Source organism: Flavicella sediminum (assembly GCF_006381105.1).
Taxonomy (GTDB): domain Bacteria; phylum Bacteroidota; class Bacteroidia; order Flavobacteriales; family Flavobacteriaceae; genus Flavicella; species Flavicella sediminum.
Genome location: NZ_VDET01000014.1, coordinates 22,400 through 35,755 on the forward strand (window position 1 = coordinate 22,400; position 13,356 = coordinate 35,755).

The 13,356-nt window shown below is 34.8% G+C and carries 6 protein-coding genes; 4 read left to right on the plus strand and 2 right to left on the minus strand.

Translation table 11 applies throughout. From position 1 onward, the window contains the following. Positions 1-195 precede the first annotated feature (195 nt). Positions 196-381 (minus strand): PID-CTERM protein-sorting domain-containing protein, encoded by a 186-nt coding sequence (locus FGM02_RS12490; protein ID WP_139958719.1) that lies wholly within the window; start codon positions 379-381, stop codon positions 196-198. Then, positions 381-8,465, minus strand: a complete 8,085-nt coding sequence (locus FGM02_RS12495; RefSeq protein ID WP_139958720.1) for a T9SS type A sorting domain-containing protein — start codon at positions 8,463-8,465, stop codon at positions 381-383. Before FGM02_RS12495 ends, FGM02_RS12490 begins: the two co-directional genes overlap by 1 nt. A gap of 460 nt (positions 8,466-8,925) precedes the next feature. Here FGM02_RS12495 and FGM02_RS12500 point away from each other — a divergent pair, with 460 nt between their 5' ends. The 4 genes from FGM02_RS12500 to FGM02_RS12515 all read left to right on the plus strand — a co-directional run bounded on the left by FGM02_RS12500 (position 8,926) and on the right by FGM02_RS12515 (position 13,346). Beyond that, positions 8,926-10,428 (plus strand): DEAD/DEAH box helicase, encoded by a 1,503-nt coding sequence (locus tag FGM02_RS12500; protein WP_139958853.1) that lies wholly within the window; start codon positions 8,926-8,928, stop codon positions 10,426-10,428. A 157-nt stretch (positions 10,429-10,585) separates the two neighbouring features. After that, entirely contained in the window at positions 10,586-11,458 is an 873-nt protein-coding gene (sucD, locus tag FGM02_RS12505; protein ID WP_139958721.1) for a succinate--CoA ligase subunit alpha, read from the plus strand. A gap of 101 nt (positions 11,459-11,559) precedes the next feature. Continuing rightward, entirely contained in the window at positions 11,560-12,309 is a 750-nt protein-coding gene (gene fabG, locus FGM02_RS12510; protein WP_139958722.1) for a 3-oxoacyl-[acyl-carrier-protein] reductase, read from the plus strand. A gap of 56 nt (positions 12,310-12,365) precedes the next feature. Then, the gene (locus tag FGM02_RS12515) at positions 12,366-13,346 is read left to right on the plus strand and encodes a type I phosphomannose isomerase catalytic subunit (RefSeq protein WP_139958723.1); all 981 of its coding nucleotides are present in this window, start codon (positions 12,366-12,368) and stop codon (positions 13,344-13,346) included. Positions 13,347-13,356: the final 10 nt, after the last annotated feature.

Here is a 13,356-nt window from a genome sequence, read left to right on the forward strand (position 1 = left end):
TTTCTATAATAGAGTGTTTTTTTGTAAACTATTTTAGTTTGGATGCTTAATGGTATAATTGGCCGTGATAAAATTGGTGTTTAGGCCGATTTAAGTTTTTAGAAAAGAATAGCGTGCTAAAAAAAATCCTTTGCTATAGTTGCAAAGGACTTTTTTTGTTTTTGAATGAACATAAAATGTTCACTGCTTGTACTTTTATTTTGAATAGATTTTTTTACTGGCATAACCAATTGCTAAAAGAAGCAATCCGATGATACCTCCATCAATAGGTAAACCTGGTGGAGGTGGAGGAGGTGGTGGGCCTTGAGCAAATGTTGTGTTCATTCCTATGAATACCAGTACTAGTACAAGCATTGGATAGTTTGTTTTTAGTGTTTTCATTAATAGATTGCTATTTTTTTACTAACGATTCCATTAGAGGTTTTTAATTTTACGATGTATATTCCGTCTGAAATACCTTCAACGGAAATCCCGTTGGTCGGTGTTTTAAATTCAACTTCTTTTAATACCTGACCAGCCATATTGATCAATTTTAAACTTGACACAATCTCAGTATCTTCTTTAATTATTTTTATCTCATTGCTTAGTTTGTCGAAGTATACATTTATTGCTAATGGATGCTCATTGCTTTCTTCTTCAACAACTTCTAAAGTTGCGTCTTCTTTGAAAGTAATGTAAAAACGATCTTCATAAGTTCCAATTGGTAAAGTTAGGTCTACTGTTTCTGAGTTGGACAATTTTCTTGAAATTCCAGTTACATTGTCTTTTAAATAAATATCATTATTCACAAAGTTCAAATTGTCAATCATCAGTTTGACTTCTTTTTCTGAGTCAACTTGTAAACTTATAGGAATTTCAGTATTACCGGTTGGCATTCCAATTCCTGCTATTACGTATTTATTATCTGAACCATTGAACTTCCAATAGCTGTCATTTGGCTGTAAGTCGTAAATAAAACTATCATAACCTTCTTCATACGCTTCGGTTAAACCATTTTTAAAACTAACGGCAATTTGTCTATGAATTTCAACATTATTATCATTTAAATATTCAAAACCTATTTTAAGTGTTGGTACATCTAAGTTTTCTTCTTTTTCAGTACTTACTTTTTTGGATGTTTTGTTTTTTCCTGATTTTAAGAAAATAGAATTTGAACCATCTATTTTTTTGTAGTTTCTTTGACTATTTTTAAAGACAATATTTCCGGTTGATATGGCTCCTACAAAGAAACTTTGTCCAACAGCAATATATCTACCTGGAGCGTCGTATAGGTTACCTATACCAAGTCCCCCAGTTATTTCTCCACTTACAGCTTGTGCAGCAACTGAGGTGATTAAATTACGAGTGGCGTATCCACCTTGATATCCCGCAGTGAAGTGTCCTTCTAGAAGAGAGCTTGTGCTGGCTTCTCCTTTGTGTTGCCAAAAATAGATAGTTCCATTAAAAACGCCCAAATTTTCGTAAATAAAGTCAACTGCATCCACGGCACTCGGATAAGGGTTTCCAATCAAACTATTAGTGTTGGCTGTAACTGGAATTGTAATTAAACCATCATTTGGTGTTCCAACAAAGGTGAAATTTTGTCCATTTGAATTTCCTGTACTTTTCATAGTGTAACCTTCACCACGATTTAGATTCCCCGAATTTTTTTTCTGAACCCAATCTTCACGAGTAGTACCATTACGGTAAGAATATATCCATGTATTTGCTATGGTAATTGGAGAAGTTGTGTAATCGCCATCGAAACTAACATTGGATTCTACAAAATTAATATCCTTAGGAGTTTGAGCTGTTGAAGTTAAAGAAGTAGGAGTGGTTCCGTCTTTCATAACACCGCCAACAGTAAACGTAGATTTTCCAACTTCAACCACAGGTGAAGTCCAGTAATGGTAACGATATTGATTTGGAACTGTTGCTTTTTGATCTAAATAGACTTTACCTGTTCCTTGAACGTTGGTTTGTCCTACATGTGTTTGAACAAGTTGCGCATTACCGATTAATTTTAAATTTCCATCAAGAATAAAGTCTTCATCAAATTCAAGATAATGATTATCGGCAACTGATAATACAGAATTATTTTTAATCCATACACACTCAACCCTAGCATCTTGATTTAGAACAGCATGGTTTAAAGAAGTTTCAGAGTCAATCACCATAACTTTATTCAAATCATTTCCGTTTGTGCTTGCTGAGTTATCCCCAGCTGAACCACCAGTCCAAGCACCTGCACCAGAATTAGCATCACCATTCCAAAAGATTCCATTAACTTCAGCATAGGTAAAATATTTGGTTCCATTAAAATCATAATTCGTTACATATTGTGTGCTACCATTTACTGTAGTACTTGTAATAGGTGAATATTTTACATTGGTTGTAAAATTAACATCATCGGCAACTTTTAAAACTTTTAATGAAGCTGAGGTGTTTAATGCCGCGTTTATTGTTGCTGCATCAAAAGCAATTTGTACAGATCCAACACTTCCACGTTCAACAATTTTCCATGTTCTGTTCATTGTTTTTTCAGGTGCACAGATAATAGTATTGGTTGTTGTAGTAGAAAGACTACCATTGTTATTACCCCACATTAAGAAGTTTTTATTACTGTTGAAAGAGTTTCCGTTAGCAGCATTTGATGAAGCAATACTTCCTAAGCCAATGGTAAGATGCACTTCAGAATCTTGATTTTGTGATTTCGATTGTTTTTGAATAAACGCCATTCCATCATCTCTACCTATACCAGCAACATCATTATGAAAACTACTATTATTGGTGTAATTCCATACTTTTGTCGTTAAATCTGATAAAATATAATCTCCTTCAATGATACTTCCACTAGAATTTGTACTGCTTAAGGTAAAGCCGTATTTAATAGCTAAGTAAGATTCTATTTGTTGTTTTTTAGCAAGACTATGTGCTTCGCTAAACAACATCACTTCGGCAACACTACCATTTATGGTACGACCAGTTTGTGTTCGATCTCTTCCTACATAATAGGTATGACTAGCATTTGAAATTTCTCCTGAAAAAAGATTACTTATCAATTCAAAGTTATCAGGTCTAGCATGTGACGTTAAAGTAGTGGTTAGTCCATTTACAAATTGTTGGCCACCACGAACTACAGCTGGAGTATAGGTTGCGTCATATACGTTGGTAGGGTCATCACCATGTCCAATACCGTTTGAGTCGTTGTTGGTGAATGGTGTTGTCCAGTTTGCCGTTGATAGATCATTGTATACAATATATAATGATCTAGGATTTAAGTTTCCTGTGTAGGTGAGTACATCATTATTTCCAGGTGTAAATGTTACTACCGGATTAAAGTTTAATGTAGTTGAAGTACTACTTGGTTTTTGTGTGCCTGAACCAATAAAGTCGATAGTGGAAGCTGGTTGTGCTTGCGTTTGGTCTTCCCAAAGTGAAACATCCGACCCACCAGTAATTCCTTTGTCAGCACGTAACCATAATGTTTGTCCTATTGGACTCGGTTCTATTTCATTGACAATAGCATCTCTGTAATCAACATCTTGAGTTGCAACATCTGAATCTACATCAGGTAAATCTGTTTGAGGAGTATCAATTTCATCATTAACATCATACCCGTCTGAGACATTGTTTCCTTCAAAATTATCATCTAAACCATCGCCATCAGTATCTGTACCACTTATTACATTATCGGAATCTCCGTTTTCTTCAATATCAGGAGTGCCATCGTTGTCTGAATCGGAATCTAAATAATCAGGAATTGTATCATTGCCACTGTCTGTATTAACAAGGTTCGCAAGTGTAATGTCTGTTCCTCCTTGAGCAGTTTCATAATTATCATCTAAACCGTTATTGTTATTGTCAGTAATTCCGTTTCCTATACCACTTGGTGAAATATAATTCGCTGTTAAAGTTGATTGAGCTTCCACATTATCAGGAATACCATCATTGTCAGAATCGATGTCTAGATAATTTAAAATACCATCTCCATCAGTATCTAATACAGTTCCTTCTATGGAATCAGGAATTCCATCATTGTCATCATCTAAATCTGTACTATCATCTATTCCATCATTATCCGTGTCGATACCGGTAACGCTATCTCGATAATCTAAATCACCACCAGGAGAATTAACATCACCATCGGAGTCTGTAAAATTATCGGTTATTGTATTGTCTCCAGCTCCATTGATATCAGCAGTGTCATAAGCATCTGAAGCTTCATAATTACTATCTAGTCCATTATTACCAACTGTTCCTGAAGGAGCTGCCAATCCAGACTCAGCGAAATCAGTTCCTCCTTCATTATCAGAGTTTAAATCTAAATAATCGGGTTCATTATCTCCATCTGTATCTACCGGTGTAAATCCAGTACCAAAAGCCAAATCTATACCTGTTATTGTATAATTTCCAGTAGGAGCAATATAATTTTTTGTTGTTTGTGATTCAATATTATCAGGAATACCATCACCATCAGAATCTAAATCTCTAAAATCAAAAATACCATCAGAATCAGAGTCGATAGGCGTGCAGAAAGAAAGATTTCCAATCGCAATTTGTTGATTGCCATCAAGTGATCCTGAACCTGTATTCTTATAAGTAATTCTCATTCTAATGATCCATTGTGGAATGGCATTAATAGTAACATTTCCATTACCACTTTGGGTATTTCCTTTAAAAGTATTTACAGCGCTAAGGAAATTAGAACCAGCCGATATTGCATAATCGGAAGCCGTTAAGGTGTAATTTGTACCATTTTGTTTTGTCAATATAATTTCAACTTGGTCTGTAGCTGTGCTAGAATCCATATCAACATCATAGAGAATGAATTTTAAGCCATATATTGGTGTATCAAAATTGAATATATGTCCCGACTCTGCATTTGTTCTTGCTTTTTGAGAAAATGTATACGAACTACTTGTGGTTACTAGATCATTAATCCTATAATTACTATCACTATTTACGTTTGAAGTTCGACCTAAAGAAATACCAACATTATTGACCGTTAAAGAAGAGTTTGTTGTAATAGGATCTTCTCCATTAGTTCTAGATGTGCCTCCCTCTACATAACTATTGTCCCAATTAAGTACGGCACTATTAGGAGTGCATGTTCCGTATTCAACGCTGTCTAAAATTCCATCATTGTCATCATCTAAGTCAATTTCATCGTTCACATTGTCGTTATCATTGTCATAGGTAAATGTATCATCTCTATAATCTACATCTCCACCAGAACTTACGTCGCTGTCAGCATCAGGGAAATTATTAATTTGAGAGTTGTCAAAGCTACCGTTGACATCTGAGTAATTATCTCCATTGTCATAATTGTTGTCTAATCCATTGTTTCCAACATTTCCAGATAGTGTTAAGCCCGCTTCTGTTTGATCTAAAATACCATCATTATCTGCATCTAAATCTAAATAATCATAGATGCCATCACCATCAGTATCCTCTGGTATTAATCCAGTACCATACGCCGTGTCTAAACCATTGGCTGTAGTGTTGGCATCTCCAGAAGGAGCATTGTAGCCAGTAGTGGTTTGTGCTTCAATATTGTCAGGAATTCCATCATTGTCAGAATCTAAATCTAATGAATTTACAATTCCATCTCCATCCGCATCGGCTTCTTGCGAACAAGAATACGTTGTTGTGGTTTGTGATGTACTATTAGAAATTCTTGTATAACCTGATTCAAGTGTGCTGGTAGTCGTTCCAAAATCAAATCGGGCAATGATTGTATTTTGATAATCTTTGATAATAATTTTTGTTACGGACATATCGGTACCAAGCATGGTAATATCGTATGAGGTAGCTGCGCTAGGAGTATGTGTTACTGTTTGAAAATTACCTGCACTTGTGCTAATAGATTTGGACGTACCATCAACGGTTACTGTTCCAGATCTACTGATGTTATTATCTCCGATGGTCGTTTCTATGGAAATAGTTGTCGCTGTATCAAAGCTAATTCGGAAGCTGTAATTGTCTCCAAAGATAAAATCTTTATTTAAGTTATCAGGTGCGCCACGATCTCTAGCCCCGTCTATTGTTCCTACTAATCGATAGGTTAAATTACAAGTTCCAACAGAGCCGCCTGCATCTTCAACGGTATCTAAAATTCCGTCATTATCATCATCCACATCCACATTATCAGGAATACCATCCCCGTCATTATCACTAAAAGAAGAAGAAACGTCTCGATAATCTACGTCTCCGCTTCCTGTAGAATTAGGGAAGTTGTCTTCTTGGGTGTTGTCGAAGGTACCATTCGTATCAGCATAATTGTCGGCACTTTCATAATTAGCATCCAATCCATTAACACCATAAGAGCCTGAAAGTGATAAATTAGCTTCAATTCTATCAGAAACCCCATCGTTATCAGAATCTTTGTCTTTATAATCCGGTTGAGAATCTGAGGCACTATCCGTATTTACAGGACTCAATGTTGTTCCTCCTTGCCCCGTTTCATAATTGTCATCTAATCCATTGTTATTATTATCTGTAATTCCAGATCCAGAACCACTTGGAGAAATAAAAGTAGAATTGCTTGTGGCTTGAGCTTCGATATTGTCAGGAATACCATCATTATCTGAATCTAAATCTAAATGATTGGGAACACCGTCATTGTCAAAATCCAAGCTAGACCAAACTCCATTAGAGTTTAGAGAATCACCATTGACACCTGTATCATAATCAGCATCACTGTAATTTATAATTCCATCAGCATCATCATCAGCTCCAGGGTCGGTGCTAAAGCAAGGAAAAGAAGAACCAAAGCTAGAAATGGTGAAATTAACGACTGCCGCTGAGGCACCATTTCCAAAAGTAGGCAAATTACCACTTTGAAATTGCACGGCATTGTTTACGGAGATTCTATAAGAAGAAGTACCATTGGAATTACTTCCACCAGAGCCGTCTAAACCATCACCATAGGTGTCACTTAAAGTGAAAACATAGGCACCAGTTGCTGTAGCATTAAAGTTTAAATTGATCACATCATCAGTACTACTATAAGGCCCTCCACTTTGAGAAAAACCACCAGGTCCTGTTAAGGTCCATGAATTTTCAGATTCATAGTCGCCTAAATCCACGTATACATTAATGGTTGCCCCCGTTGTAAAATCAGCATTACACAATTCTTGAGCATCCGTTATACCATCATTGTCATCATCTAAATCGTCTACATTACTTATTCCATCTAAATCCGTATCTAAGCCATTACCCGTTTGATCGCTATCTCTATAATCTACATCACCACCAGAGTTTACATCGTTGTCTGCATCTATAAAATTATCGGCTTGAGTATTGTCAAATATACCATTGACATCATTATAGTTATCTCCGTTATCTAATGTATTGTACAAACCATTTGCTCCCACTGAACCACCAATAGAGAGGTTTGCTTCAATGCTATCAAGTGCTCCATCGTTATCAGAATCAGTATCTAAATAATCAGGAATAGCATCAGCTGGGCTATCTGTATTTGGAGGAGTTAAATTTGTACCACCTTGTGAGGTTTCATAATTATCATCCAATCCGTTGTTATTATTGTCTGTTATACCAGAACCCGCTCCACTAGGAGCAATATAACTTAATGTTGGCTGAGCTTCAATATTATCGGGAATACCATCACCATCTGAATCTAAATCAATATGATTTGAAATTCCGTCATTATCGGTGTCATAATTGTAACTAGAATCTGGATCTAAATAATTGGGCAATTTATCACCATCACTATCTCCATTCGGATCGTTACCTCCGCTTTCGTCTACATCTAATATACCATCATTGTCATCATCTATATCTATATTGTCATCAATACCATCTCCGTCGGTATCAAGTAATTCTAGAGCATTTAATTCAACAGCAATATTAATCGCCTCAATTTTTTGAGTACTACCGTTAGTAACTGCGTTGTCAAGGGGATAAAAAGCAACATCCATATGACCACTACCGTCAGGGGCACCGATAAAAAATATTTCATTTTTAGCCCATTTATTCTGACTTAAAGAACCGATTGTTTGTCGAGTGCCTTGTATTTCATAATCAAAACTATCCGCATAAGCTCCTGCAAAATAACTTCCATCAACACTGTTGTCTGTAATAGCAGTCATAGAATAAATGGTCAATCGGTAAATTTTACCAGCAACAATGCCAGACATGGTTGTTTTTACAGATTCTTCTGCTTGAGAGTTGTAATCACCAACATCCCTCATGGTAATCCATGTATTATTTCCGATAGGAGGAAGAGGAAGAGGAGCATTTACCCAAGGAGAGCCACCACCAACAGAACCGTTTCCTCCTGAAATATTTTGATTTGAAATATCGGGTGTTCCACCGTTGTCTGTCCAACCAGTAGGAGTACAGTCACCACATGTAGCAAAACCAGAACCAGTACTAGGTATTGTTTGAGAAGAAAGATTGAATTGGATAAGGAAAACTCCGAGAACTATCGAAGGTTTTATTAAGTCTTTAATTTTTTTCATAAGAGCTACGTTATGACTAACAAATAGTCATAATTATTTATATGGTTACATAAGCTCTAGGGGTAGCTTGTTTTTGCTAGGTTTTCACATAAATAGTTGATTTTTAATCAATCAATTTATTGCAAAAAAAACTTCAAACAAATTTATTGATAATTCATTGTATTCCATATAAACATTTGTTAATTTATAAGCTGTTTTATTTATATTCAATTTCTCTCATGTTTATGTTTATTATCAGATAGATTTACAAGCCAAAATACCTGATGCTATTGAAGGTTTTGAACTTGTTATACGAGAGGGCTAGGCAAAGTTTTTTTACAAGTTTTTGATTGTTTTTTTACTGATAAAAAACAGAGGAACATAAAAAATATAAATAATAGTTGCCAAAGGGTTTCGTTAAACCTAATAAAGTGCTTATTTTTGCAGGGTTTCTAAAAAATAAAGTTTGACACATACGAACATGATTTCCGAGCAAAAATCTAGTACCAAAGAATTATACGATTATCAAAAAGAAGCCTTACGTCAAGTATTTGAAAGGCTAGAAAATAAGCCTGACAAATTTAACTTGGTTTATCAACTTCCAACAGGAGGGGGTAAGACCGTTATTTTTTCAGAGCTAGCAAGAAGATACATCGCTTCAACAAATAAAAAAGTATTGATTCTAACGCACAGAATTGAGTTGTGTAACCAGACATCAAGAATGTTGTCTGAATTTGATGTAAAGAATAAAATCATCAACAGTAACGTAAAAGAATTGTACGATCAAGATGAGTACATGTGTTTCGTTGCGATGGTGGAGACTTTAAAAAATCGTTTGAATGATGATAAATTAGAGTTGGATCAAATTGGAATGGTTATTATTGATGAAGCCCATTACAATTCATTTAGAAAATTATTTAAGTATTTCGATAATTGTTTCATTTTAGGAGTAACGGCAACACCGTTGAGTTCTAATATGAAGTTGCCGATGAATGAAATTTATGACGAATTATTGGTTGGAGAACCAATTACCTCGTTAGTAGATCGAGGCTTTTTAGCAAAAGCCACTACTTATACATATGATGTAGCCTTGGGTACTTTAAAAATTGGTATCAATGGTGATTATACGGTAAAATCTTCTGAAGAATTGTATTCTAACAATTTGATGCAAGAAAAGTTATTGTACGCCTATGAAGAAAAATCAAAAGGAAAGAAAACGCTGATTTTTAATAATGGTATTAATACGTCTTTACAAGTATACGAAACCTTTAGAGCAGAAGGATATGATGTAAGACATTTGGATAATACCAATTCTAAAACAGAAAGAGCGGAAATTTTACGATGGTTCAAAAATACGCCAGATGCCATTTTATCTTCTGTAGGTATTCTTACCACAGGATTTGATGAGCCGTCTGTAGAAACGATTATTTTAAACAGAGCCACAAAATCAATTACCTTGTATTATCAAATGATTGGTAGGGGATCACGTGTGTTTAAAAATAAGAAAAATTTTACGGTTTTAGATTTAGGAAACAATGCCGCTCGTTTTGGTTTGTGGGGAACACCATTGAATTGGCAAAAGATTTTTAATTCGCCAATGTATTATTTGGACAATTTGATAACTGATGAAGATATAGAACGTCAGTTTTCTTATCAATTGCCTCCAGAAGTTCGTGCAGAATTTCCAAATTCAACAAATTTTTCATTTGACGTGAAGGCTGAATATGACAAAGCAATTAAACAAAATATCAAGTCTAAAATTGTATTGGACAAATCTATAGAACAACACTGTCAGTTATGTGTTGAAAATAGTGAAGATGTATTCGATGCAAGAATTTTATCTAGATTGTTGCAGGACGATATTTCTGATAGAATAAAAAAATACTCTTATTGTATAATTAAGAGTACGAAAAATTATATTCAATGGTTAGAAGAAGATTATAAACGTAGATTGAGCACCATGATTAACCAAAGTTTTTCGTAAATAATAATTAGGACAGGTCAATTGTGGTAAAAACACTTAAAAGAAGCTGTTTTTTTAACAATAGACAAAAAGTTAAACCGGAGTATATTTTTCTAGAATAATATGTATACTTTTGTTTTTTCCAAAAAAATAATAACAAGTTAATTACATTGATAAGATGAGCGTTTTAGTAAACAAAGATTCAAAGATTATTGTACAAGGTTTTACTGGTAAGGAAGGTACTTTCCATGCAGGTCAAATGATTGATTATGGAACCAATGTTGTTGGTGGTGTTACTCCAGGAAAAGGAGGACAAGAGCATTTAGGAAAACCTGTATTTAATACAGTAGCCGATGCCGTTGCAAAAGCAGGAGCTGACACGACATTAATTTTTGTACCACCTGCGTTTGGTGCAGATGCCATTATGGAAGCTGCTGAAGCTGGAATCAAAGTAATTATTTGTATCACAGAAGGAATTCCTACTGCGGATATGGTAAAAGTAAAAGCGTATTTAGAAGGAAAAGAATCTCGTTTGATTGGACCTAATTGTCCAGGAGTTATTACTCCAGGTGAAGCTAAAGTTGGTATTATGCCAGGGTTTATCTTCAAAAAAGGAAAAGTAGGTATTGTTTCTAAATCAGGTACGTTAACCTATGAAGCAGCTGATCAAGTTGTAAAACAAGGATTTGGTATTACTACTGCTATTGGTATTGGAGGAGATCCTATTATTGGAACTTCAACAAAAGAGGCTGTTGAATTATTAATGAATGATCCTGAAACTGAAGCAATTGTGATGATTGGTGAAATTGGAGGTCAGTTAGAAGCGGATGCTGCAAAATGGATCAAAGCTGATGGAAACAGAAAGCCAGTTATTGGTTTTATTGCAGGGCAAACTGCGCCTGCTGGTAGAACTATGGGACATGCTGGTGCTATTGTTGGTGGAGCAGATGATACTGCACAAGCTAAAATGGCAATTTTAAGAGAAAATGGTATTCACGTTGTTGACTCTCCTGCTAAAATTGGAGAAATGGTTGCCAGCGTATTGAAATAAAAAATAAGTATTTTTATAAAAAGCTTCCTTAATTCTATTAAGGAAGCTTTTTGTGTAAAAAAAAACATAAATTAGAATTTTAAAAATTAAAAAATTATAGAATGGGACTTTTAGACAATAAAACAGCATTAATTACTGGAGCAACAAGAGGAATTGGAAAAGGAATTGCGGAAGTTTTTGCAAAACAAGGTGCAAATGTGGCATTTACCTACAGTTCATCTGTAGAAGCTGCTGAGGCTTTAGAAAAAGAATTGGCTGCTTTTGGAGTAAAAGCAAAAGGGTACCAATCAAATGCCGCAAATTTTGATGCTGCTCAAGATTTAGCTGCTGCTGTTTTAAAAGAATTTGGATCTATTGATGTGTTGATTAACAATGCAGGAATTACAAAGGATAATTTGTTAATGAGAATTAGCGAACAAGATTTTGATAGTGTTATTGAAGTAAATTTAAAATCTGTTTTTAATTTAACCAAAGCTGTAATTCGTCCAATGATGAAACAACGTTCAGGTTCTATTATCAATATGAGTTCTGTTGTTGGTGTTCAAGGAAATGCAGGTCAAACAAACTATGCCGCTTCTAAAGCAGGTATGTTAGGATTTACAAAATCAGTAGCCTTGGAATTAGGATCAAGAAATATTCGTTGCAATGCAATTGCTCCTGGGTTTATTGAAACTGAAATGACAGCCAAATTAGACGAAAAAGTAGTGGATGGATGGAGACAAGCTATTCCTTTAAAAAGAGGAGGACAGCCAGAAGATATTGCAAATGCTTGTGTGTTTTTAGCTTCTGATATGTCTGCTTATATTACCGGACAAACGTTAAACGTTGATGGAGGAATGATTACGGCTTAATAGTGTTACTTTTTTTGAATGAACCAAGTTTCGTATTTCTTAAAGATTAAATAGTGATGAAAAACAACATAGGTATTTTAAAATTCAATCCCATATTTCAGTATAGAATTTGGGGTGGCGAAAAATTGAAAACTGTATTAGAGAAATCGTATACTGAAAATAGTATTGGTGAAAGCTGGGAAATTTCTGGAGTAAAAGGAAATGAAACAGTGGTCTCTGAAGGAAGTCTTCAAGGTGAAACTTTGCCAACCCTTATCAGTCGTTTTGGAAAAGAATTGGTGGGAAGTACTTGTTTTGAGGAATATGGAAATGAATTTCCAATTTTGATCAAATTTATCGATGCCAAAACGCCATTGTCTGTTCAGGTACATCCAGATGATGGACTGGCAAAAGAACGCCATAACAGTCTTGGAAAAAATGAAATGTGGTATATTATGGATGCTGATGAGGAAGCCGATTTATTGATTGGTTTTAAGGAGCAGCTAGATAAAAAATCCTATATGTCGCATGTTGACAAAGGCGATTTAATGTCGGTGTTAAATACATTTACTGTAAACAAAGGAGAATTGTATTATTTACCTGCAGGAAGAGTGCATGCTATTGGACAAGGAGTTTTATTGGCGGAGATTCAACAAACATCTGATGTTACTTACCGAGTTTATGATTACGATAGAGTGGATAGTAAAACAGGAGAAAAAAGAGAATTGCATGTAGAAGAATCTATTGATGCTATCGATTTTTCTTTGGTTGAAGATTATCAAACTACTTATAAGAAAGAAGAAAATCAATCGAATTTAATGATTGATACTCCTTATTTCAAAACAAATTATATCAGCGCTAATAAAGAGTTGCAATTGGATTACGAATTGAATAAATCGTTTAAAATATTTATTTGTACTTCAGGAAAAGGAACTTTAAAAACGACTTCTCAAGAAATTTCGTTGAAACGAGGAGAAACAGTTTTATTGGCAGCAAATGAAGAAAAATTAACAATTTCTCCGGAAGGGACATTTGAACTTCTTGAGGCATCTTATTAAATAAAAATAT